The 23334-nt window shown below is 66.0% G+C and carries 24 protein-coding genes and 1 pseudogene; 16 read left to right on the plus strand and 9 right to left on the minus strand.

Annotation, left to right across the window (positions count from 1 at the left end; all coding sequences use genetic code 11):
- Positions 1 to 101: 101 nt before the first annotated feature.
- The 3 genes from EV644_RS30275 to EV644_RS30285 all read right to left on the minus strand — a co-directional run bounded on the left by EV644_RS30275 (position 102) and on the right by EV644_RS30285 (position 2943).
- Positions 102 to 1019: an NADP-dependent oxidoreductase gene (locus EV644_RS30275; protein ID WP_132192392.1), complete on the minus strand. Its 918-nt coding sequence runs from the start codon at positions 1017 to 1019 to the stop codon at positions 102 to 104.
- A 224-nt stretch (positions 1020 to 1243) separates the two neighbouring features.
- On the minus strand, positions 1244 to 2086 hold the full coding sequence (gene pcaD / locus EV644_RS30280) for a 3-oxoadipate enol-lactonase (protein WP_132192393.1): 843 nt from the start codon (positions 2084 to 2086) through the stop codon (positions 1244 to 1246).
- Positions 2087 to 2091: 5 nt separating this feature from the next.
- A complete protein-coding gene (locus tag EV644_RS30285; protein ID WP_132192395.1) occupies positions 2092 to 2943 on the minus strand; it encodes an IclR family transcriptional regulator domain-containing protein in 852 nt (283 codons plus the stop codon).
- A gap of 118 nt (positions 2944 to 3061) precedes the next feature.
- Here EV644_RS30285 and EV644_RS30290 point away from each other — a divergent pair, with 118 nt between their 5' ends.
- From EV644_RS30290 to EV644_RS30350, 13 genes are all read left to right on the plus strand, one after another.
- Entirely contained in the window at positions 3062 to 3640 is a 579-nt protein-coding gene (locus tag EV644_RS30290; RefSeq protein WP_132192397.1) for a flavin reductase family protein, read from the plus strand.
- On the plus strand, positions 3637 to 5235 hold the full coding sequence (locus EV644_RS30295) for a 4-hydroxyphenylacetate 3-hydroxylase family protein (RefSeq protein ID WP_132192399.1): 1599 nt from the start codon (positions 3637 to 3639) through the stop codon (positions 5233 to 5235). The genes EV644_RS30290 and EV644_RS30295 overlap by 4 nt, the downstream gene beginning before the upstream one ends.
- Positions 5236 to 5257: 22 nt before the next feature.
- Positions 5258 to 6109, plus strand: coding sequence for a catechol 1,2-dioxygenase (catA, locus tag EV644_RS30300; RefSeq protein WP_132192401.1), 852 nt, complete (start codon positions 5258 to 5260; stop codon positions 6107 to 6109).
- Positions 6106 to 7260 carry a muconate/chloromuconate family cycloisomerase gene (locus EV644_RS30305; RefSeq protein ID WP_199240069.1) on the plus strand — a complete coding sequence of 385 codons (1155 nt, stop codon included), beginning with the start codon at positions 6106 to 6108 and terminating at the stop codon, positions 7258 to 7260. Before catA ends, EV644_RS30305 begins: the two co-directional genes overlap by 4 nt.
- Before the next feature lie 4 nt (positions 7261 to 7264).
- On the plus strand, positions 7265 to 7546 hold the full coding sequence (gene catC / locus EV644_RS30310) for a muconolactone Delta-isomerase (RefSeq protein WP_132192405.1): 282 nt from the start codon (positions 7265 to 7267) through the stop codon (positions 7544 to 7546).
- Positions 7547 to 7727: 181 nt separating this feature from the next.
- Complete coding sequence (locus EV644_RS30315; protein WP_158292964.1) at positions 7728 to 8225, plus strand: Dps family protein; 498 nt, start codon at positions 7728 to 7730, stop codon at positions 8223 to 8225.
- Complete coding sequence (locus EV644_RS30320) at positions 8225 to 8824, plus strand: sulfite oxidase-like oxidoreductase (RefSeq protein ID WP_241999004.1); 600 nt, start codon at positions 8225 to 8227, stop codon at positions 8822 to 8824. The genes EV644_RS30315 and EV644_RS30320 overlap by 1 nt, the downstream gene beginning before the upstream one ends.
- A gap of 373 nt (positions 8825 to 9197) precedes the next feature.
- Positions 9198 to 9971: an SDR family NAD(P)-dependent oxidoreductase gene (locus EV644_RS30325; protein ID WP_132192409.1), complete on the plus strand. Its 774-nt coding sequence runs from the start codon at positions 9198 to 9200 to the stop codon at positions 9969 to 9971.
- A gap of 141 nt (positions 9972 to 10112) precedes the next feature.
- The gene (locus tag EV644_RS30330) at positions 10113 to 11057 is read left to right on the plus strand and encodes an NADP-dependent oxidoreductase (protein ID WP_132192411.1); all 945 of its coding nucleotides are present in this window, start codon (positions 10113 to 10115) and stop codon (positions 11055 to 11057) included.
- A 256-nt stretch (positions 11058 to 11313) separates the two neighbouring features.
- Complete coding sequence (locus EV644_RS30335; protein WP_132192413.1) at positions 11314 to 12753, plus strand: NAD(P)/FAD-dependent oxidoreductase; 1440 nt, start codon at positions 11314 to 11316, stop codon at positions 12751 to 12753.
- Between the two features lie 199 nt (positions 12754 to 12952).
- The gene (locus EV644_RS30340; protein WP_199240070.1) at positions 12953 to 13588 is read left to right on the plus strand and encodes a TetR/AcrR family transcriptional regulator; all 636 of its coding nucleotides are present in this window, start codon (positions 12953 to 12955) and stop codon (positions 13586 to 13588) included.
- Between the two features lie 186 nt (positions 13589 to 13774).
- Positions 13775 to 14551: an SDR family NAD(P)-dependent oxidoreductase gene (locus EV644_RS30345; protein ID WP_158292965.1), complete on the plus strand. Its 777-nt coding sequence runs from the start codon at positions 13775 to 13777 to the stop codon at positions 14549 to 14551.
- Between the two features lie 213 nt (positions 14552 to 14764).
- Positions 14765 to 15628 (plus strand): alpha/beta fold hydrolase, encoded by an 864-nt coding sequence (locus EV644_RS30350; RefSeq protein WP_132192417.1) that lies wholly within the window; start codon positions 14765 to 14767, stop codon positions 15626 to 15628.
- 902 nt (positions 15629 to 16530) lie between these two features.
- On the opposite strand, the gene EV644_RS30355 is transcribed toward EV644_RS30350, so the two are convergent.
- A complete protein-coding gene (locus tag EV644_RS30355; protein ID WP_199240071.1) occupies positions 16531 to 17199 on the minus strand; it encodes a sigma-70 family RNA polymerase sigma factor in 669 nt (222 codons plus the stop codon).
- Between the two features lie 562 nt (positions 17200 to 17761).
- Here EV644_RS30355 and EV644_RS30360 point away from each other — a divergent pair.
- Both EV644_RS30360 and EV644_RS30365 read left to right on the plus strand, forming a co-directional pair.
- Positions 17762 to 18352: a uracil-DNA glycosylase family protein gene (locus EV644_RS30360; RefSeq protein ID WP_199240072.1), complete on the plus strand. Its 591-nt coding sequence runs from the start codon at positions 17762 to 17764 to the stop codon at positions 18350 to 18352.
- A gap of 226 nt (positions 18353 to 18578) precedes the next feature.
- Entirely contained in the window at positions 18579 to 19577 is a 999-nt protein-coding gene (locus EV644_RS30365; RefSeq protein WP_132192419.1) for a GNAT family N-acetyltransferase, read from the plus strand.
- Between the two features lie 200 nt (positions 19578 to 19777).
- Here EV644_RS30365 and EV644_RS47890 read toward each other — a convergent pair whose 3' ends face one another.
- The 3 genes and pseudogenes from EV644_RS47890 to EV644_RS30380 all read right to left on the minus strand — a co-directional run bounded on the left by EV644_RS47890 (position 19778) and on the right by EV644_RS30380 (position 21023).
- A complete protein-coding gene (locus tag EV644_RS47890) occupies positions 19778 to 19945 on the minus strand; it encodes an RpiB/LacA/LacB family sugar-phosphate isomerase (protein ID WP_132192421.1) in 168 nt (55 codons plus the stop codon).
- A 9-nt stretch (positions 19946 to 19954) separates the two neighbouring features.
- Positions 19955 to 20103: pseudogene (locus EV644_RS48185) on the minus strand (IS256 family transposase); the annotation flags it as partial.
- Between the two features lie 233 nt (positions 20104 to 20336).
- Complete coding sequence (locus EV644_RS30380; protein ID WP_132192423.1) at positions 20337 to 21023, minus strand: TetR/AcrR family transcriptional regulator; 687 nt, start codon at positions 21021 to 21023, stop codon at positions 20337 to 20339.
- Positions 21024 to 21160: 137 nt separating this feature from the next.
- Between EV644_RS30380 and EV644_RS47895 the strand changes: the two genes are divergently transcribed.
- On the plus strand, positions 21161 to 22156 hold the full coding sequence (locus tag EV644_RS47895) for an NAD-dependent epimerase/dehydratase family protein (protein WP_132192425.1): 996 nt from the start codon (positions 21161 to 21163) through the stop codon (positions 22154 to 22156).
- 37 nt (positions 22157 to 22193) lie between these two features.
- Here the strand turns inward: EV644_RS47895 and EV644_RS30390 are convergent, their stop codons facing one another.
- Together EV644_RS30390 and EV644_RS45555 are read right to left on the minus strand one after the other, a co-directional pair.
- Positions 22194 to 22946: an aminoglycoside phosphotransferase family protein gene (locus tag EV644_RS30390; protein WP_132192427.1), complete on the minus strand. Its 753-nt coding sequence runs from the start codon at positions 22944 to 22946 to the stop codon at positions 22194 to 22196.
- A 16-nt stretch (positions 22947 to 22962) separates the two neighbouring features.
- Positions 22963 to 23229: a hypothetical protein gene (locus tag EV644_RS45555; protein WP_199240073.1), complete on the minus strand. Its 267-nt coding sequence runs from the start codon at positions 23227 to 23229 to the stop codon at positions 22963 to 22965.
- Positions 23230 to 23334 lie beyond the last annotated feature (105 nt).

The following is a 23334-nucleotide window of genomic DNA, read 5'->3' on the forward strand; positions in this document are numbered from 1 at the left end:
GCAGCAACGCCAGGCGATCACCCACGCCCACCCTCCCAAGCAGTACCGTCAACGAGATCCACGAACCACAATCTGCCCATCGGTGGATCGAGGCTAAGTCGTCACGGACGAACGCGGATGACCGTCTTCCCCTTGACTCGCTCGGTCGGGTTGAAGGCGGCGACGGCGTCGTCGAGGGTAGCGACTTGGCCGATGTTCGTCCGCAGTCGTCCGTCCCGCACCCGCCGGGCGATCTCACCCAGTTGGCGGCGATCAGATTCGACAACGAAGTCGATCGCTAGTCCGTCGGCGGGCCGCGCCTCGGGTGGGCCGGCGATGGTCACCAGCGTTCCGCCGGCCCGAACCAGACCCGCGGAGCGCTGCCCGATGTCGCCACCGAAGACGTCGAAAACCAGATCGACTCTGCCGACGTCTTCCAGAGAGTCGTTCTCGAGGTCGACGAACTCCTGCGTCCCGAAGCCGAGCGCCGTCTCACGGTCGCCCGCACGCCCGGTGCCGATGACGTAGGCGCCCGCCTCCCGGGCGAGCTGCGTCACCATCGATCCCACTCCACCGGCCGCGCCGTGCACGAGGACGCTCTGCCCCGCCCGGAGGCGGCCGTGCTCGAACAGCCCCTGCCACGCGGTCAGACCCGAGATCGGCAGGCTCGCGCCCACCGTGAAGTCGAGGTCGCCCGGCAGCGGCGCAAGGTTGCGCGCCTCGACGGCCACGTACTCCGCCAAAGTGCCGTCGCGAGTCCAGTCCGTGAGGCCGAACACCCGCTGCCCCACCGACAGCCCCGTCGTGCCATACCCGAGAGCGCTGACCACCCCGGCCAGCTCGTGCCCGGGGATCGACGGCGTCCGGTCACGGCCGAGGCGATCGGTCCAGTTCGAGGGCCATGACAGCTCACCCGGGGTGAATCCCGACGCATGAACCTCAACGAGGACATCGTTCCCCGCCGCCTCCGGCTCGGGCCGCTCCACCAGCGTCATCCCGGCCGTCCCCGCGGCCTGATCCGTCACCACAATCGCCTTCATCCGGCACCTCCCTGTATCAATTCTCGCCTCTATGATCTTTTCGGTTCACCAGTGTTTGTGGCACCAGATCTCGGCGTCTTACCCACGCTGATCAGTAGCTGTTGTGATCCAATGCCAACGTCGTTGACAGCTGGTCCAGGTTGCCATCCCCGCCGGGCCCGTCCGCCACTCCTAAGATCGTCTCTCCCCGTACGCCACGAGAGCCGCCATCCATGTCGGTGGGGCTAGGGCCTCGGCGCGGCTTGGTGTCGCCGCGCGGTGTGGCTCAGAGCAGTATCTCCAGGGCCTCGCGCAGCGGGGTGAAGGCACGGACCCCGCAGGTGGGCGAGGAGGGCCTCGATGATGATCTCGGGCTGTTCGTCGTTGGCGAGATGCGCAGACTGCGGTACGACGAGGAGCTGACCGTCCTGCACTGATTCGGCAATCGCCTGAAGGTGGGGGACCGGCGTCGCGGGGTCATCGGCGCCTGCGATGGCCAGAGTCGGGGTGCTGATCGAGGGCAGGTCGGCTCGCAGATCCATGGTCGCGATCACCTCGCAGCACGCCGCATAGGCGTCCGCTGGGGTTGCGGCCACGGTTTCGACCGCGGCTTGGATCCGTTCGGGTTCACGGTCGTGGAAACCTTCCGTGTACCAGCGACGGACGACCGCTTCGGCGACTGCACCCGTTCCTTCGGCGCGCACCACCGTCGCGCGCTCGCGCCAGGCCTTCGCCGGCGGCAAATGTGCCGAGGTGCAGAGCACCGCGAGCCGATCGACGCGATCAGGATGCGTCGCCGCTAGCCGGAGTCCCGTCATTCCGCCCAGCGAGAGTCCGATGAAATGAACCCGACCGAGCCCGAGGGTGTCTAGCAAGGTGACGACATCGCCGACAAGATCGTCGATGGTGTCCGGACGAGTTGAGGGCACCGAGAGCCCATGGCCGCGCAGGTCGTAGCGGAGTACGGAGAAGTGCTCGGCCAGTGCGTCGACCTGACGCTCCCACATGCTGAGCGTCGAACCGAGCGAGTTGGACAGGACGACAGTCGGTGCGCCCTCGGGGCCAGGGATGAGTTCGTGGTGAATCATCGCGGTCAGAAGAAGCCGTCGCGCGGTACGGATCGGGTGCCCGCAACACGATGCTCGACCAGGTCCGCCGAGATCCCGTCGGCTGCTTCGAGCATGAGTGGGACGACTTCGCCGGTCACCTGGGCCAGCGTGCGCCGGCCGACCGAGGTCGAGTAGGCAAGGGCGGCGACGACAGTTCCGTCGGAATCCCGCACCGGCACGGCCGCGGAGAGCAATCCTTCTTCGAGCTCTGACTCGACCACGGCGTACCCGCGTTGCCGCACCTCGTGCAGCGAATCGCGGAGCCGCACCGGATCGGTGATGGTCTTCGCGGTCAGCGGATGGAGCCCGGCTTCCACCACTCGTTCCACGATCGACGGCGACGCCCAGGCGAGGAGCACTCGCCCCATCGAGGTGGCGTGGGCGGGCACTCTGGATCCGACGTCGATGCTGATGCTCATCACCCGGCGCACCTGGACGCGGGCGACGTACACGACATCGGTGCCGTCGAGTTGGGCCAGTGACGCGGACTCGTGGGTGGCCTCGGTCAGCCGCAAGAGGTGCGGCTGGGAGATCTCCACCACGCCGTGGGTGGCGGCGAAATGCTGGCCGATGGTCAGTACCCGCGGGGTCAGACTCCATCGCCCTCCGGAGCTGGTCAGATAGCCGAGCCGCTGCAGCGTGAGCAGGATTCTCCGTACCGCGGGGCGTGAAAGGCCTGTCCTGGCAGCGACTTCGGCGAGTGAACCGCTCGGCAGGTCGGCATCGAAGGCGAGCAGTACGGCGAATCCGCGCTCGATGCTCTGGATGTAGTCCCGCTCGTTCTCGCCGGACTCCGCCGGGCCATCGCCGGATCCGTCTCTCGCCGTCGCGCTCATGATCCTCATCCTTACCACCGACCTCTTGACAGCCTCCGATGCCGCACCGCACAGTGGCCTGAACGCACAGCGTACCAAATGTACGCACAGCGTACAAGCAGATTCGGAGGTGACGGTGATGGACCCTCGCGAACTTCGCAACGCGTTCGGACGTTTCGCCACCGGCGTGACCGTGGTGACGTGCCGCAACGCGACCGGTGACCCGCACGGCGCGACGGTGAACGCCTTCACGGCCGTCTCGCTCGAACCGGCGCTGGCCCAGGTGACGCTGGCCCGGACCTCGAAGGCCTGCCAGTTCCTCGACGGGCGGCCGTTCGGGATCAACATCCTCGCCGCGGACCAAGGACACGTCGCCTGGCACTTCGCCGGCCGCCCGGCAGACCAGCCGCCGGCCTGGCTCGAAGGCCCGACAGCACCACTCGTCGAAGGGGCGGCGGCGACGATCTCCTGCCGTCCTTGGCGTACCTACGACGGCGGTGACCACCTGATCGTCATCGGCGAGGTCGCGAGCGTGGACATCACCGACGTCGACCCATTGCTCTTCCACTGCGGCACGTTCCGCCACCTCCGGCCGCTCGAGACCGGCGCTCACTGGTTCGGTTCCGCGGACTGCCCCGAGCGCGGCTGGTTCGACGCGGCCACTACGTTCGCTCCCTTCTCTCCTCGTGCACGACAAACCACCAAGGAGTTCGCATGACCACTCAGGAAGCGCCTGTCGCAGCGACTGCCGGCCAGGTCCCGGCCGCTCCCATCGAGGCGACCGCGAGCCAGCCGATGACCGGCGCGGAGTACCTCGAGTCCATCCGCGACGACCGCGAGGTCTGGATCTACGGCGAACGTGTCAAGGACGTGACCGAGCACCCGGCGTTCCGCAACCCGGCCCGGATGGTGGCCCGGCTCTACGACTCCCTGCACGACCCGGAGAACAAGATCACCGTTCCCACCGACACCGGCAACGGCGGGTTCACCCATCCGTTCTTCCGAACCCCGCACAGCTCGGCGGATCTGCTGCAGGACAAGGCCGCGATCGAGAACTGGGCCCGGCAGACCTGGGGCTGGATGGGCCGCAGCCCGGACTACAAGGCCAGCTTCCTCGGGACGCTGGGCGGCAACAGCGAGTTCTACGCGCCGTACGAGGAGAACGCGAAGCGCTGGTACAAGGAGAGCCAGGAGAAGGTTCTCTACTGGAACCACGCGATCATCAACCCGCCGGTGGATCGCAACCTGCCGCCGGACGAGGCCGGCGACGTCTTCATGCGGGTGGAGAAGGAGACCGACGCCGGGGTGATCGTCTCCGGCGCCAAGGTGGTCGCGACCGGCTCGGCCATCACCAACTACAACTTCATCGCGCACTACGGACTCCCGATCAAGAAGAAGGAGTACGCGATCATCTGTACGGTGCCGATGGACTCACCGGGCGTCAAGCTGATCTGTCGGCCGTCGTACGCGATGCAGGCTGACGTGATGGGCAGCCCGTTCGACTACCCGCTGTCGAGCCGGCTGGACGAGAACGACACCATCTTCGTCTTCGACAAGGTGCTGGTGCCGTGGGAGAACATCTTCCTGTACGGCGATGTCGACCGGATCAACGGGTTCTTCCCGCAGTCCGGGTTCATCCCGCGGTTCACCTTCCACGGCTGCATCCGGCTCTCGGTCAAGCTGGACTTCATCGCCGGCCTGCTGATCAAGGCGCTGGAATGCACCGGCAGTAAGGACTTTCGCGGTGTCCAGACCCGGGTCGGCGAGGTGATCGGCTGGCGCAACCTGTTCCGCGCCCTGTCCGACGCGATGGCGATGAACCCCGACGAGGGACCTAACGGCAGCGTGCTGCCCAAGCTCGACTACGGCCTGGTCTACCGCCAGTTCATGATCCAGGGATATCCGCGGGTCAAGGAGATCATCGAGCAGGACGTCGCGTCCGGACTGATCTACCTCAACTCCAACGCCGTCGATTTCAAGACGCCCGAGGTACGGCCGTACCTCGACCGCTTCGTCCGCGGCTCCAACGGCTACGACGCGGTCGAGCGGACGAAGCTGATGAAGGCCTTGTGGGACGCGGTCGGCAGCGAGTTCGGTGGCCGGCACGAACTGTACGAGCGCAACTACTCGGGCAACCACGAGAACGTCAAGGCCGAGATCCTGTTCGCCGCCGAGGCCCAGGGCCAGGTGGACCAGATGAAGGGGTTCGCCGAGTCGATGCTGAACGAGTACGACCTCGACGGCTGGACCGTTCCCGACCTGATCAACCCCACTGACGTCAGCCGCATCGCCAACCGCGTCGTCGACCTCTGACCCAGAGCAGGAGGAGCCAATCATGACCACCACCCAGGATTCACCCACGGCCGCTGGTTCAGGTGCCAGCGCCAGTGATGCCTTCAAGGCCAGCAAGGAACGCCGCGGTGACGCGGCCGTCGCACCCGAGCGTGTCGATGCTGTCGTCTCGGCCATCCTCAAAGGCGTGCACGACACCATCCGCGAGCACCAGGTCAGCTATCCCGAGTTCCAGGCCGCCAAGGCGTGGCTGATGGAGGTCGGCGAGACGGGCGAGTGGCCGCTGTTCATGGACGTCTTCGTCGAGCACGTCATCGAGGAGGTCGCTGCCGAGCAGCAGCAGGGCACCAAGGGCTCCATCGAAGGCCCGTACTACCTGCCTGGCCAGGCGAAACTCGGCTCGGCCTGCACCCTTCCCTGTCGCGACGACGAGAAGGGGGACCCGTTGGTATTCGAGGGACAGGTTCGCGCCCTCGACGGTACTCCGCTTGGCGGTGCCGAGGTCGACATCTGGCATGCCGATGCCGACGGCTACTACTCCGGCTTCGCGCCCCACCTGCCGGAAGGCAATCTCCGTGGTGTCGTGATCACTGATGGGGACGGGCGATTCACGATCTCGACCGTGCAGCCCGCGCCGTACCAGATCCCGACCGACGGTCCGACCGGCAAGCTCATCGAGGCCGCGGGCTGGCACCCGTGGCGCCCGGCGCACCTGCACGTGATGGTGCGGGCCGAGGGATATCGCACCGTGACGACGCAGCTGTACTTCGCCGGCGGTGAATGGCTCGACTCCGACGTCGCCGAGGCGACCAAGCCCGAACTCATCCTCGACCCGGTCGACGACGGCACCGGAACCCGCCGTTCGTCGTACGACTTCAACCTCGAGGCGCTGTGACCGATCTGGCCCGGGCTGACGAGTTGGTCGTCGAGAGGATCGAGACCGTCATCCTCGACGTCCCGCTGCGGCGGCCGCACAAGTTCGCCCGGGTCACCACTGATGTGCAGCCGATCCTGCTCGTCTTCGTCCACACCGGTGGCGGCGTCACCGGTGTCGGCGAGGGTGTCGTGCCGGGTGGGCCTTGGTGGGGAGGCGAATCGGTGGAGTCGATGAAGGTGACCATCGACACCTATATGACTCCACAGGTGCTCGGCCGCCAGGTCAATGACATCGAGAACATCTGGCGAGACATCTGCGATCAGGTCAACGCCAACCTCTACGCCAAGACCGCCGTCGAGGTCGCCCTCCATGACGCGTGGGCGCGGTCCCTCGGCGTACCGGTCCACACCCTCCTCGGCGGTCTGTCCCGCGACAGCATCGACGTCACCTGGGCACTCGGCGCCGAACGGGAGGAGGTGGTGATCGAGGAGATGCAGCGAATCCTCGAGGCCGGGACCCACAGCAGCTTCAAGCTGAAGATGGGTGCGCTGGACCCGGTCGCTGATACTCAGCGGATCGCGGCCATCGCCGAGAAGATGGCCGATGCCGCGAGCTTGCGAGTGGATCTCAACGCCCGTTGGGATCTCGAGACCTCGCGCGAGTTGCTCCCACGGCTGGCCGCAGCCGGCATCGCGCTGATCGAACAGCCTGTACCTGGGGAGCAGTACGAGGCACTCGCCGAACTCAACGCCTTGCTCCCGATCCCTGTCATGGCTGACGAATCTCTGCGTACTCCGGTCGATGCCGAACGCCTGATCCGGCTGCGGGCCGCCGACGTCTGGTCGATGAAGCTGACCAAGGTCGGCGGCTTCCGCCGCGCCCGCGACATCGTCGCCATCGGCGCGGCCGCCGGGATCCCCAGCCACGGCGGCACGTCGATCGAGAGCACCATCGGCACCGCCGCTTCCCTGCAATTGGCCTGCGCAGCTCCCGGGGTGACCTGGGGGAGCGAGCTGTTCGGGCCGCTGCTGCTCGCTGAGGAGGTTGCACTAATCCCGCTGTCGTACTCCGGGGGCCGGCTACTGCTACCCGACGGCCCCGGCATCGGCGTCGAACCAGACCCAGCCGTCGTCTCCGCGTTGCGCCGACGACACCTCACCAGGGACTGATCGGATGTTGTTCCACGTCAGAATGGACGTCACGATCCCACCCGAGCTCGACCCCGACGTCCGCACCCGCCTGGTCGCCGAAGAGCGCGAACGCGCCCTGGACCTGCAACGCTCAGGCGTCTGGCCACAGCTGTGGCGCATCGTCGGCAAGTACTCCAACATCAGCATCTTCGACGTCACGACCGGCGACGAACTCCACACCCTCCTGAGCTCGCTACCCCTCTTCCCGTACATGACCATCGAGGTCACCGCCCTGGCCACCCACCCCTCCAAGCTGATGCCCTAGGGATGGCTGGAGCGGCAGCGGGCGGCCTAGCGGATCAGCCCCCTCGGTTCCGAGGGCCCACGCGGTAGACAACGACGGGTGGTCGCGGGCGAGGCATCGAGATCGGCTCTGCGTCTGGTGGGCGCATGCGTCGCCTGGAGGAAAGGTTCGGTGGCAACGGCGACACAGGGGTGGTATGTCGATGGAATCTGTTGCTAACTCGGTACAACTACCGCCACTGGACAACCCGCACGAGCGGCAGGCGGTGGGTGGTGAACTAGAGGTTGTGTTGCAGGAGCTGATCGGTCTGTCGCTGATCGGGAAGCAGTTGCACTGGAGCGTGATCGGGCCGGCCGCGCGCAGTGTGCACCTGTTCCTGGACGAACTGGTGGGGGAGTGGCGCGAGCTGGCGGATGTCGTCGCCGAACGCGCGGTGACGCTCGGGTTTGTCCCGGACGGTCAGGCCTCGGCGGTGTCGGACGGGTCGCGGGTCGAGCCGGTGCCGGTGCGTTCGGTGGTCGATCACGCGGTGATCTGGGAACTGGCTCGGCGGGTCGCGGCGGCAGCCGAACGGGTCCGGGAACGGCTGGCCCGAATCGGGGCGGCAGATCTGGTGACGCAGGACGTTCTGGTGGACGTGGTCCGCAAGCTCGAGCAGCAGCAGTGGTTGCTGCGCGTGCAGCTTGGGGACAGGGCCTGATGGCTGTCACGAGAGGCTTCCAGGGCCGAGGCGCCGGGGTGGATCCGTCGCGGGTGCCGCCTGGACAGTACGTGACGAAGGACTTCCCGGTGCTGTCGGCCGGGCCGACACCGCAGGCGTCGCTGGATTCGTGGGAGTTCACGATCCGGGACGCTGTGGACGAGCCGGTCTCATGGTCGTGGGCGGAGTTCCGGGCGTTGCCGCGGGAGACGTTCACTGTCGACATTCACTGTGTGACGAAGTGGACGAAGGTCGATACCACGTGGTCCGGCGTATCGCTCGACACTTTGCTCGCGGCGGTCGGCACGGCAGCGTCGTACGCGATGGCGTTCGCGGACGGTGGCTACACCGCGAACGTGCCGCTCGACGATCTGCGCGGTGGGCGGGCGTGGGTGGTTGACGAGTACGACGGAAAGCCGCTGGCGCCTGAGCACGGCGGACCGGCCCGGCTGCTGGTGCCGCACCTGTACTTCTGGAAGAGCGCGAAGTGGGTGCGGGGGCTGGAGTTGCGTCCGTTCGACCAGGCCGGTTTCTGGGAGATGTTCGGCTATCACAACTACGGAGACCCGTGGAAAGAACAGCGCTACAGCGGCGACTGACGTGGCAGACGGGCATGGTGGTCGACACGGTGCAAGAGACGCCGCGGGCCAGGCCGGTTGTATTGCCGTGAGCCCGATCTCTTATGGACTATTACGTCCGGAGATGAGGTCTTGTCGCGCGCGCTGGGGTGCCGCGTTGCGCTAGAATTCTTGGCGTATGCCGCCTCCGAGGTTGCTAGTCCGATCCAAAAAGTGGACTTGACCGACCAGTTCTGCGCGACTAGGTTCGGGGCGTCCGACTGGGACGCGTCTGCTGGCGACGAACTGTCCGACTTGGACCAGCCGGCGCCGAGTTCCACGGACGTCGAGCCAGTCCCGGGGAACCGGCTTCTGTCAACACAAAATCGCGATTCGGTGGGAAGGAACAACTGTCATGAGTGAGAGCTTCGAGGGCCGCAAGGTGGTGGTCGTCGGCGGCAGCAGCGGTATGGGTCTCGCCACAGCCCAGCAGGTGGTCGCCGCGGGCGGCACCGCCGTGATCACGGGCCGAGACCAGGACAAGGTCCGGGCCGCGGTTGAATCGTTGTCGCAGAACGGAAAGGCGTGGGGCATCACCGCGGAGCTGACCGACCGTGACCAGGTCCCCGAGGTCCGAAAGCAGCTCGCTGCCGAGCACGCTGACGCGACTCTGCTCGTCAACGCCGCGGGTTTCTTCATCCCGAAGGCGTTCAGCGAGTACGACGAATCCTTCTATGACTCGTACAACGAACTGAACCGCGCGCTGTTCTTCATCACGCAGACCGTCGTCGCGAGTATGGTCGCCGGGGGCCAGGGTGGCGCCATCGTCAACATCGGCTCGATGTGGGCGCACCAGGGCATTGCGGCGACGCCGCACGCCGGCTATTCCGTGCAGAAGGGCGGCATCCACTCGCTCACCAAGGCGCTCGCGGTCGAGCTGGCGCCGCACGGTATCCGGGTCAACGCGGTCGCGCCCGCGGTCGTGAAGACACCCTTGTACCGGGGCTTCGTCCCAGCGAACAAGTTCGATGAAACCGTCGACAGCTTCGACAGCTTCCACCCGCTGGGCCGGGTCGGCAGCCCGGAAGACATCGCGAATGCGGTGTCGTTCCTGCTGTCGGACAAGTCGAGCTGGATGACCGGCGCCATCGTCGACGTCGACGGCGGCATCATGGCCGGCCGCAACTGACCCTCGAAAGCGTAACGCCCGAATTGCATCGGCGGGGCTGCGGACCTGACCGTACGCGTCTGTAGCCCTGCCCGCGGGGAAACCAATGCCGGTGAACCGAACATGCTGTGCAGGCGAGGATTGGATACCTGGAGGTGCCAGATGAAGGCGATTGTGGTGACGGATCGGGCCGCGGGGACGGCCGGGATGACGCTGGTGGAGCGGCCTGAGCCGGATGCGGCGAGGCTCGCCAGCCTTGAGGGCGCGAACTACGGCGACGTCGTCGTGGAAGTTCATGCGTCGGGATTTACCGGGAATGAGCTGGAGTGGCCCTCGACCTGGACCGATCGCCTCGGCCGTGACCGGACGCCGTCGATCCCCGGACATGAGCTGGCCGGAGTGGTCACTGCGCTCAGCTATGGAGCGACGGGGCTGTCGGTGGGGCAGCGGGTGTTCGGCCTCACGGATTGGACTCGCGACGGCACGCTCGCGGAGTACGCAGCCGTCGAGGCGCGTAACCTCGCGCCGCTGCCGGGCGACGTTGATTTCACGGTGGGCGCGGGCGTCGCGATGACGGGTCTGACCGCGTGGCAGGGGCTGTTCGAGCATGGCCGCCTCCGGGCGGGGCAGAGCGTCCTCGTGCACGGCGCGGCAGGCGCAGTCGGTTCGATGGTGACGCAGCTCGCGCGGGAGGCCGGCGCCTACGTCATCGGCACCGGGCGCGCTGCTCACCGGCAGCCGGCGCTCGACTTCGGGACGCAGGAGTTCGTCGACCTCGAGAACGACGCGCTGGAAGACGTCGGCGGAGTCGATCTGGTTTTCGACGTCTTCGGTGGCGACATCGGGAGGCGGTCCGCGGGTCTGGTTCGGGCCGGCGGAACGTTGGTGACCGTCGCCGGGCCGCCCGAGGCGCGGCCCGCTGATGGCCTGGCGATCGACTTCGTTGTCATGTCGGATCGTGCCCAACTGGGTGAGATCGCCCGGCGGGTGCGGGACGGACGACTGCGGGCGAACATCGGCCAAGTCGCCACCCTCGACGACGCCGTCGCCGCCTTCAACCCGACTGCGCGGATCCAGGGAAAGACGGTCATCCGCGTTCGTCCGTGAGAACTCGGGGACAGCGAGCGGTCCTGCCCTCCTTGTGGACCGGCGTCAGCCGCGTGGCCAGGTCGGGCGACTCACACCGGCAGACGTCATCGGACTGGTCCGCTACCGACTCTCGAAACGTATTGCCGGAATCATGCCGCCGGCATGGGGACGTTCCTGGGTCCGCAGCCCCGCGCCCGCGGGGAAAACTACCGGGCAATGTCGGCGAGACCGTGGCTCGGCCGACCCGTACGCAGTCGTGCTCGAGGAGGCAGTGATGCGAAAGATCCTGGTCGTGGGCGGCGGCTATGCCGGCTTCTACACCGCTTGGAAGTTGGAGAAGAAGCTGCGGACCGACGAGGCGTCGGTGACGCTCGTCGATCCGCGGCCGTACATGACCTACCAACCGTTCCTGCCCGAGGTGACGGCCGGCTCCATCGAAGCCCGGCACGTCGCAGTCTCGTTGCGCCGGCACCTGCCGCACACGCACCTGATCGTCGGCAGCGTCGTCCACATCGACCACGCGGACCGGATTGCCACCGTCCGGCCCGCCGACGGCCCTGAGCAGGAGCTGCCCTACGACACCATCGTCATCACCGCCGGAGCAGTGACCCGGACCTTTCCCATCCCGGGTGTCGCCGACGATGCCATCGGGATCAAGTACGTCGAAGAGGCCGTGGCGACCCGCGACCGGCTGCTGACGGCGTTCGAGCGGGCGGCCACGCTGCCGCCCGGCCCGGAGCGGCGCAAGCTGCTGACGGTGACCGTCGTCGGCGGCGGTTTCACCGGCGTCGAGGTCATCGGCGAGATGCTCTCGCTGGCCACGGCCCTGCTCAAGCACTACGCCGAGCTGAGCGTGGACGAACTCGACTTCCATCTGGTCGAGCTGCGCGACCGGATCCTGCCCGACGTCGCCGCCGAGCCCGCGCGATGGGTGGTCCGGCACCTGGAGAAGCGCGGGGCCCGGGTCCACCTCGGCGCGAGCCTGGTATCCGCCAAGAACGATCACATCGTGCTGTCCGACGGCACGGAGTACGACAACCACGTGCTCGTCTGGGTCGCCGGCAACCAGAGCAACCCCGTCGTCGCCCGGCACACCGACCTGCCAGTCGACCGTGCCGGCCTGTTCCGGGTCCGCACCGACCTGCGCATCGGCACCCCAGACGCCGCCATCCCGGATGCCTGGGCGGCCGGCGACAACGCTGCTGTCCCCGATCTCGCCTCAGACATCCCCGGCGGCTCGTTCGCCGTCCCCAACGCCCAGCACGCGGTCCGGCAGGGCAAGCGGCTGGCCAAGAACATCGTCGCCGACCTACGAGGCCGGAAGGTGAAGCCGTACAAGCACCACAGTCTCGGCACCGTCGCCACACTCGGCCTCGGCAAGGGGATATTCCAGTACCGCCGGATCGTCATCAAGGGCCCGCTCGCCTGGCTCATGCACCGCGGCTACCACGTGCTGGCGATCCCGACGTGGGAGCGCAAGGTGCGGGTGGCACTCGTCTGGGCGGCGGCGCTGTTCTACGGGCGCGACATCGTGTCGCTACTGTCGGTACAACACCCGCGGGCCGAGTTCGTCGCCGCCAGCCTCGGCGCCCGTCAGCGGAGGGAGGCCGGCGAGCCCACCGAGCCCTTGGCGGCGGGCGCACCAGCGCAGTCGGCTGCGTCGTCCGGTACCGACAAGGCGACCGCCGCGGCACCGCGAGAACGATCGGGGTGACTAGCCGCCGCGTATTCCCCGCCCAGGTACCTGACGCGCATGAGCTGACCGGCGATCACATCGCTGGCGCCCGGAGTCATCCGGGCTAGAAGGAGTGTGTCCTTCCGGCTGTTCGACAGCGGGACGTCGCCGTTGCGCGACTGCGTGGCTGGGACCTGATCCACCGCCAACTGTGGGGCGCACCGATAAGCTCTCCCCCGTGCCCGAGACACAGAACGAGCTCGACCGCCGCCTGACTGCCCGCGGCGCGGTCACCCGAGCCCGGATTGTCGCAGCCGCGGACGAGTTGATGTCCCTCAAGGGTGCCGCAGCCACCACCCTCGACGAGGTGACCGCAGGGAGCGGGACGAGCAAGTCCCAGTTCTACCGCCATTTCAGTGACAAGAGCGCGTTGGTGCAGGCGGTCATCGCGCTCCGCGGCAGTCGCGTCATGGAGCGAGAGGAGCAGTATCTCCGCCGCGTCGACTCGCTCCGCGGCCTGGACAGATGGCGCCGAGCCGTCATCCAGCGGGTCACGGTGCGCCGAGGCGCACTGGGGTGCGAGCTCGGGTCGCTGTCGACTGAGCTGTCCGATCGGGACGAAGACGCCCGGATCGACCTCGACGCTCATCTGACCGCCTGGATTTCGTTGCTGGCCGACGCCCTGGAGCGAATGCGGGCCAACGGTACCCTCCGACCAGAGGCAGACGCGCAGGCACTGGCAACGGGCATCATGGCCGCACTCCAAGGCGGCTATGTCCTCGCTCAGGCGGCCCGCGATCCGGGTCCAATGGAGATCGCGCTCGAGCTGGCAATGGCTTCAGTCCAGGCACAGGCCACTCGATCCAACATATGAGGTCGTACGCCGACACGCGGCATCGTTCAGGTCTGTCGATTGGATCCCGCATCGAGGTTCATCGCAGTGTTGTGGGATCTGCCAGCAACATTGCATCGATGACTGCCTGATATCTCCCCCCAGATTGACCGTTCGCTCGAGTAAGAGACGGCGATCGTGCTGACTCCAACAAATATGCTCGCGCTCTTGAATCTCCCGAAGCCTCTCGCGGGCCGAGTTGCCCTGGTGACAGGCGCCGGGGGTGGGATCGGGCGGGCGATTGCCGAGGAACTGGGGGCAGCTGGTGCAGCGGTCGCCGTTGTCGTGAGGCCGGAGGCCGACGCCGGCGCCACGGTGAATGCTATTCGGACGGCTGGTGGCCGCGCCGTACAGTTCAGTGCTGACCTGTACGACCTCGGTTCGGTGCCGCCTCTCATCCACGGAATCGAGCGCGAGCTCGGCGAGGTTGACGTTCTGGTGAACAATGCCGCGACAGTCATGCCGCTAGGCCCGGTGACCGGGGTGCGCCCGGAGGCGGTGCTCCGTGCTCTCACCATCAATGTGGGCAGCGTGATGACACTCTCGGGTGCCGTGATCCCGGCGATGGGCCGGCGCGGCTGGGGACGGATTACCAACATCTCCGGCGTCTTCGGCAACTTGGCCTCGATACCTGGTGGCAACGTATACGCTGCGTGCGTAGCCGCGCTGGAGACTCACACCTTGAACCTGGCAGCGGAGCTGGCTGGGACTGGCGTGACAGTCAACGCGTTGCGCGTGCAGAGGATCTGTACATCCCTGCGTGCCTGGCTCAAAACCATTGATCAGGATCAAATCGAAGACCCGCTGATCCGTCGCTTCGTCAACAGTCAGATCGACGTCGCTGTGATCGACTCGGTAGGCCTTGCCAGGACACTGCTCACACAGGTTCTCGGCACGGAGTCCGGCCATATCTGGGACACGATCCATCCCGATCCGGTGCAGTAGTCCGATCCGTCTCGGTCTCACTGCAGGCCGGACCATGACGGCGTCAACCGGTCGGTTTGGTACGAAAACCCCCGCTCCGACGTAAGACGCCGGAGACTCCGGGAGGCTAACTCGATACGAGTGCCAACATCAGACCGGATTCCGGTCGTCCCGGCTGAAGCGCCGGCGAACAGACGCTCACCCCAGACCTTTGAAGATGAGCATGGAGTGCCCATGACGAGATTTCGTACTGTGTTCGCCGGTGGGTTGGAGGTCTTCTATCGCGAGGCGGGCGAGCCCGGCGCGCCGAAGCTCCTGCTGCTGGGTGGATTCCCATCGTCGTCGCACCAATTCCGGAACCTGATGCCGGCCCTCGCCAACCGATTTCACCTCGTCTCGTTTGACTATCCGGGGTTCGGGAACACCGAGATGCCGGATCCGCGAGAGTGGGACTACACCTTCGACCACCTCGCCGAGATCGTCGACGAGGCACTGCTGGCGATCGACTTCACCGGCCCGATGGGACTGTACATGCAGGATTACGGAGGCCCGGTCGGCAACCGGCTGATATCCCTCCACCCGGACTGGCTGCGGTGGCAGATCATCCAGAACGCCAACACGTACGAGGAGGGGTTCACCGAAGCGTGGGACAGCATCCGTCATGTCCTCTGGTCGAACCGCACTGCCGACACCGAGGCTCTGGTGGAGGCATTCCTGGAACCCGAGACGGTGAAGGCGATCTACCTGTACGGTCACTCAGACCCGACAAGGATCAGCCCTGACAACTGGAACATAGATCTGCACTTCCTGGCCCGACCGAACGCGCATCGGGTGCAACTGGACCTCTTCTACGACTACCGCACGAACGCCGAGCGGTATGTGACATGGCAGGCGCGGCTGCGACGCGACCAACCGAAGACGCTGATCTTCTGGGGCCAGGGCGACATGCTCTTCAGCCCTGCCGGCGGTGAGGCGTACCTCCGTGATCTCCCTGACGCCAAGCTCGTGCCGTTGGCTTCAGGGCACTTCGCGCTAGAAGACTGCCTCGCCGATATCGTTGCCGGCATCAACAGTTTCTACGATGAGAACGTCAAATAGCGAACCAGCCAAGCAGATACTTGTCCATCACCCCGGGCCGCGGTGGCAGCTGTATGAGATGACGACGCACTTCCTCGGATCCGAGCACGCGTACAACCCCGTGCCTCTGGTGAAAGAAGTGGGCCGAACACCGTAGCGACCTTCGTCGTCGATCGTGCACACCGGCTGACCTTGCTGGACCGGACCGCAACCGGACAGACGGCCACCTGCAGGGATCGTTGCTGACGGCACCCGGTCCTATGTCTCCAACGCCGGTAGTGGCTCACTCTCCGGCTTCGTGGCGACCCGCGCTGGTGGTCCTGTCGCGCTGGGCGACACATCGGCAGGGCCGTCGTTTCGCTTCCAATGGTCCACCGCGCCCGAGGCAAGGCCGACGCTGGTCACCGACACAGAGGACAGCAAAGGCAATCGACGCCGCATGGTGCTATCCGGCGCCCAAGCGATCCGCCATCGAAACCGTCGGGCATGGCTTCACCGGCTACATTGCTTTCGACACAGACCGGATCACCGTCTCCTGACCCGGGCAGAATCTGCGTTATCAGTCGAACCCTCACTGCCCCAAGATCCAGTCGTAGTCCTACTCTCACGGGAGGGAGTGCGAAGGTTGTGGTAGCCGAGGTCCCAGCCGAGTCCCGCAGATACGGTCACATCTCTGCGACCGCGCAGCCGACCTGCGGGGAATACAGATGTGACGAGGAGCCCGCCGATTCGTCGTGCAGAACGCCCAGGTCCTTGGCTCCCGTGTTGATGCACGGCCTAGCTGTCACAATCACCAATATCCTCGCAGACCAGCGTGCTTGCGCAACGATGGCACCGCGAGTTACGTGGTCGGCACACACGTCGGTTCCCATCACCGCGCCGCAAACGCGGTCGAGTAGATCTGTGCTGAGGAAGGTCCTAATTCAGCTGACCTTCCGTCCCGGAAGGTAGCCGGCGTCGACCAGCGCAGTTCGCAACTTCCGGCGTGCGTCGAACATCACCTTGTAGATCGCGTTATGTGTTGCGCCCATCTGGTCTGCCAAGACGTCCGTCGGCATCCCATTCAGCAGAGCAACGAAGACGAACCGTTGCTTCTCTGTCAGCTTTTCGTCGACTGCACGGTGCACTGCATCCATCAGATCTCGTCCCTCGGCGTGGGTCTCGGGCTCGAGACCACATGCTGCCGGTAGACGATCCCAGTCTTCCTCCTCGAACGCGATGCTGGCGCCGGCGCGCTGCCAGAAGTGACGACTGACCTTCGCGGTGACGTCGAAGACGACGAACTTGTACGCCCACGTCGTGAACTTGCAGTCCCCGCGGAATGTCTGAACCTTGCGACAGATCGTCAGCAGTGCGTCGGCAGCGGCCTGGTGCGCGATGTCATCCAACTCTGGGCCAGCCAGTCGCAAGCGTGAGGCCCGCCGCGCCACCTCCGCCCTCGCCGCCCGGAGCAGAATTTCATGCAGCCTACGACTTGCTGTTTCGCCACGAGCGCCACCGACACTCAAGTCGTGAACCCAGGCACGATTCTCTACCGCCACCTCCGTGGAGACTCGCACCTGCGAGCAGGGCTCGAAAGCATCGCCGTCCACAGGATCTCCCCGCGATCAATTGCGCTGAAGTCATCGCTCTCCCGATGACAATGACCAGGGGCCTGGCACCTCCGTGTCGACCCGGTGAGGCAGTCTACATGGACGATATCGTCCATTATCTGGTCGAGTCCAATCGGCTGAACCTGCGGCACAACGCAGTGGGTGGCACAACATATCGCTCGTCGCCTCACGATGCCCTTGAGTCTGTACTGATCTATATCGTCCTCTTCTCCGTCTCGAGTATGCGTCGGCAAGACCAGGCGCGCGATCGGCCACTGTCTGTTATGGCGCAACAGACGCTTGCCGCCTCGGGCCGCTGTCGGCCATCCCACTCCACGCAAGCACCCCGAGTACGAGTCAATCGTCGATTCCACCAGGCCGGAAGGCGACGCGGGCCGGCTCGATCAGTCAGCCGTCGCCGGTCTCAGCAGAACTTGATGCGAAGGTGGTAGCCGCATCCGGACGCACTCCGGCCGGTTGCCCCTACTGACGTAAGAGCGACGATGTGTCGGCGCACCAACGTCGTACAACGATCAGACTTAGAGAACGGATCGGGCCGAGTGTGGACGAACTCACCGCGATTCACGATGAAGTAGTCCACGACGCGGCGAATGCCTGGGCGACCGAACGTGGGTACGAGCCTGTCTACTCCGTGTCGCCACGATCCAGGATCGTGATCATTGGCCAAGCACCCGGCAAGCTCGCGCAGGATAGCCAGATCCCTTGGAATGATCCAAGCGGAACCAAGCTACGGCGATGGCTCGGTGTCACTGAGGAGCAGTTCTACGACCCGGACATGCTCGCGCTACTGCCGATGGACTTCTACTACCCGGGCAAAGGTGCCCATGGCGACCTTCCCCCACGACCTGACTTCGCACCTACGTGGCACCCGCGCATCCTGAAACAACTGACAGAACTGCGCCTGATGATCCTCATCGGAAGCTACGCGCAGAAGCACTACCTCGAGGCCGCCGCCAAGCAGACCTTGACCGAGACGGTACGCGCCTACCGTGACTATTTGCCCGAGCGGATTCCACTGGTGCACCCCTCGCCTCTGAACTTTCGATGGCAGTCCAGGAATCCATGGTTTCAGGCAGAGGTGATTCCAGCGCTCCGGCTACTCGTCCAGGCAGCGATCGCAGGATCCAACTGATTGCGGATCCACCACCAGACCTCAGGCCGAGGATCACGTCGTTGACAGGTCAGAGGTGCCCTGAGGTTCCCGGACAGCGACTCAACTTCCTCACAACCACGAGGGACTTGACCTGGAGGACTGAATCTCGGCGACAGGCGCTTGGATGGACCGAGGTAAGAACCTCCCCGGCCGACGGCACTGAACCACGGTACGGTCACCCTCGGCGTGCAAGGAGCTCTGCCAAATGACTATCCTGATGGACGACCAAGACGGCCAAGTTCTCGTCGTCGAGGACTCTGACCTGGCCTATTACGAGCTTCGGCTCGAAGGCGCGGCAGTCGGCACACTGGACTTCCGAGACATCGAGGGTCGCAGAGTCCTTGGGTTGACCGAGATTCGCCCTGACCTTCGTGGCCGCGGTCTGGCCACGACGTTGATCCACGTTGTTCTTGACGACCTGCTGAGGCGAGGCATCCAGATCAGCAACTACTGCCCCGCGGTCGACCGATTCCTCCGGACGCACTCGGAGTACAACGTGGTGGTCGACCCCGCAAGGCCAGGGATGACAGACAGCCGGACGCTGCACAAGGCCGGTCCAGCTGAATCCGCGTTAGACGCCGCGATGCGCTCGGAACATGCGAGGCTGCGCGATTTGGTCGACGAGTCTCGGACTGGCGAGACTCCGCTCACACGCCGCAGGCACGACGCCGACTTGTTCTCGGCCTACGCGGCACAGCATTTGGCCGCGGCGACGGAACTCCTCCTCAGACACGCCAGCAGTTGGCCGGCCGACGACGTATCCGCCTACCTGGGCAACACAAAACAGCTCGAAAAATCTCTCCGCGTGCTCAAAGGACGCCAGTACGGTGACAGCCGATACCTCCATCTTCGATTTGGCGAAGTCTGGGAGGTCGTGATCCGGCTGCTGTCCGAGCACGAGGAACTCGAGAATCGCGTGACGGCTCGGATCCAGGACGAGTTCGATCAGGGCATCATCAAGTCCCTGGCCGAAGAGCTCCTGCTGAAGCAGGACAAGTCACCAACTCGTAGCCATCCATCGTCGCCGCACATGGGAGTCATCGGCAACGTCGCACGCCGGCTCTGGCGCATCGCCGATACCACGACGGACGACCTCGAAGGTCGCCTCGTTCCGACGCGCTATCACCGGCATCCCAAACGTGACTCCTCGTTCTCCCATTACCTTCGCGGCACCCCGATCGATGGTGACGACGCGGCGACATGATCTGACTCCGGCGCTGTCGGTCAGCATTATCAGCTAGCAACGGGCGCGATCGATCACAGGTGCGAGCGCCGGGAACAGCAGACCTTGTGGCTCCGTGACGTGCCAGGACAGCCCGATGCGTGCGTAGTTGTCGGGGTCATCGATGCGGGTCTGATCGACGAGTTGCGTGCGCAGGTTCCGCTGACGACCTCCAGCATGTCCTACCTCCCCGAGCAGATCGTCAGCGCTGCCTTCTGGACGCGGTGCGCGACGATCGCCACGCCGAGACCGGTCCCACAGATCAGCAGGCCCCGGTCCGCGCGGCCCTCTGCAATCAGCCGGGCTGGCCTCACCGCGATGTGGGGATAGGCAAGGTTTCCAGCTGCCAACTAGAGATTTGACTCGATCGGGTTGGCGGTGCGCAGGTGGATCCAGTGCTCGGTGGGTAGTCGTAGAACGCGCTCAGTAGGTGGAGGTCGTCGACAATCTTGGCCACTGCCTTGTGCCACTTCGCCCCGTACTCGGTCGCGAAGGTGTGGGCGGCCACCGCGACGAGGCCTGTTCAAGATCCACTGAAATGGCAAGTGACACCGAACGGATTCCCGCCCTTGCGGCCGAACCACCTGACACCCCGCAGCTCACCCCGGCCTCACACTCGCCGACTGCTCGCGGGGCAGACACCGCGCCCTTGCACGACGTCCGACGCCTGGGTGACGTTCCCAGCACGCGGTAGGCGACTGCGTAGAGGAGACGTGGTTGCGCGGCGAGGTGCCTGGTCCGTCACTGTGGAAGGCCGGTGAGGTCGGCCATGAGGGCCATGTGGTGGTCGAAGTACTCGGTGCGGGCTTCGATCATGTCGTTGAGGCGCCCGAAGACTTCGAAGTTGAGTACCCCGTAGAGGTGGGTCCACGCGACGAGGACGCGGTCGAGGCGTTCCTCCGGGAGGTCGCCCTGACGCTCATTGATGAGGCGGCGGAGGTCGGCGCGGAGGGGGAGCGCGATCGGGGAGGCCGTCAGTGGTTTGAGTCGGTCGCCGGCGTCGATGACGACGCCGGCGAGCAGCATGATGACCTTCGACGCCGGCTCGACGGTGTCGGGCGGGGCGGCATAGTCGGGGACCGGGGCGCCGTAGATGAGGCCGTACTCGGCGGGGTGCGCGAGGGCCCAGGTGCGTACGGCGCGGCAGACGGCCAGCCAGCGGCCGCGGAGATCGTCGCGTGGTACGGCGGCGTCCGCCTCGGCGGCGGCCGCGGCCAGGGCGTCGTACGCGTCGATGATCAGGGCGCTGAGCAGGGCGTCGCGGCTCGGGAAGTAGCGGTAGAGGGCCGAGGCGACGATGTCCATGTCCCGGGCGACGGCGCGCAGGGACAGGTTCGCGCCGTCCGTGGCGAGGCGCCGGCGAGCGACGGCCTTGATTTCCTGGCTCATCTCCGAGCGGACCCGGGCGCGGAGTGACGGTGCGGACATGCCCTCAGTCTGACACAGACTCGAGAACACTGACACGTGGCGAGAACAGTGTTCTTGACTGCCGAGTCGCGTACTGCGTACAGTGAACCTATTCGAGAACACTGTTCTCGCCAAATCTGAAAGAGGAGTCACCCGCCATGTCCCTGCACGTCATCGTCGGAGCCGGCCCGGTCGGCTCGGCCACCGCGCGGCTACTCGCCGCCCACGGCGAACAGGTCCGCCTGATCACCCGCAGCGGCAGCGGCCCCCAGTCGGGCGTCGGCGGATCCAGGCCGAGCGACGGTGGCTTCGCGCGGGGCGGCGGGGAGGCTGGCGTTGGGGGCATCGAGTGTGTTGCTGCGGATGCCAGTGACGCCGAGGTGTTGTCTCGACACACCGAGGGCGCCGTGGCGCTCTACTCGTGTGCGGGGCCGGCTTATCACCGGTGGCCTACTGACTGGCCTCCCATGGGAGCGGCGTTGGTGCGGACGGCTGAGGTAAGCGGAGCCGTGCTGGTGACTACCGCGAACCTCTACGGCTATGGCGAGGTCGACGGGCCGATGACGGAGGAGACCCCCTTGCGGCCCAACTCGGTCAAGGGTCAGGTTCGGGCCAAGCTGTGGGAGGACGCGCTGGCGGCCCATGAGGCGGGGCGGATTCGGACTGCGGAGGTGCGCGGGTCGGATTATCTGGGTGCGCGGACGGTCTCGCCGTTCAGTGTCATGGTGTTGCCGAAGGTGCTGACTGGCGGACGGGGTTCGATGCCGGCCGACTTGGATGCGCCGCACAGTTGGACATACGTCGGTGATGTCGCGCGGACACTGATCGCGGTTGCCGCCGATGAGAGCACGTGGGGTCGGCCGTGGCACGTGCCCACCCCCGAGGCGATGTCCGTCCGCGCGCTGGCCACACGCGCCGCCGAGCTTGCGGGAGCGCCGGTCGCGCGCGTCAGCAAGATGCCGGCGGTCGCCTTGCGTCTCGCCGGTCTGTTCAACCGGGATGCGCGCGAGATGATCGAGACGCAGTACCAGCGGCAGCGCCCGTTCGTCCTCGACTCTACCGCCGCAACCGTTGCCCTCGGCATCGAACCGACCTCCACCGACGAGGCTCTGCGCGAGACCATCGACGGCATCCGCACCCAAAGCGCCACCTGAAGCCTGGCCGCGCGCTGCCGCTAGCATGCCGTGCGCCCTACAACGCTCGACGCAGAGCCGGCGTGATCGAGTCCAGCCGCCGCAGCTCACCGGCGAGGAACTCCAGCGAGCCGGCAGCTCCGGCCGCGTCGATCGGCCAGTGCTGCACCTGCTCGACCATCTTCAACTTCGCCTGCTGCAGCGCGGGGATGATCGTCGGCCGGTCGGTGAGTCCGTAGGCGTCGACAAACACCCGGAGCCGGTGGGGCACGTCGGGCAGCGGATCGAAGCCGGTCTCGGCGAGCTGACGGTCGGACTCCAGCGGCAGGAAGGCCCAGGCTGCGGATGCGAGATCGAGCAGCGGGTCGATCGGCCCGGCTGCATCCCAGTCGATGAAGGCGACCGGCACACCAGCTCGATAGACGGTGTTGCACGGGCCCAGGTCGCCGTGCGACACGATCTCGCCGGGATTGGGCGCGTGGGGATGGAAGCGGTAGCCGGTGTGCTGCGGCTGGAAGCTGCGGGACGCCTCGTGCAGGTCGCGAAGCAGGTGCCCTACGGCGGTCAGTGCATCGTCTGTCCGGGCGTACGCCGGGAGTGGGTTACCGCGCCCCGGCTCCCACTCCGGATCCGCGAGTATGTCGCCTTCGAGGAACGTCAGCACCTCATGGTCGCCCTCGATGCCGACGACCCGGGGTGCTCCGTGGAAGCCGACTGACTCGAGGTGCTTCAAGTACTCGTGCACGGCCGGCATCCACGGGCCGACCGGGCGGAGCAGGTCGGAGCCGCGGCGCTCGAGACCGCTCGTCATCCGGCCTCCCAGGAGCTCATCCAAGACTCGGTGGCCCCAGCTTGATGCGGGAGGTCGCGAGCGCTGCAGCAGTCGCCACCCAGCCGACCGTGTGGGCGTCGGCGAAGTCACCGAAGTTCGGGATGTTGATCGAGAATCGCATCGTCGCGCCCAACCGTAGTAGGACGAACTGGATCGTGTCGCCCGGGAGCAGGTCCGTCTCCACTTCGACGAATCCGTGCCAGCTGCTCGGCGTACTCGAGTTGGTCGACCAGGTCGACTTCGATGGCGGGAGCGTATCCATGCCAGGACCGCAGGCCCGGCCGCCGGCGGGGCCAACTCATCGGTGCCTAATCGCTCGGCTTACCAGTTACGCGGAATAGTGCAGATTCCAATAACGCCTACTCCC

This window comes from Kribbella orskensis (assembly GCF_004342085.1).
GTDB classification, from domain to species: Bacteria; Actinomycetota; Actinomycetes; order Propionibacteriales; family Kribbellaceae; genus Kribbella; species Kribbella orskensis.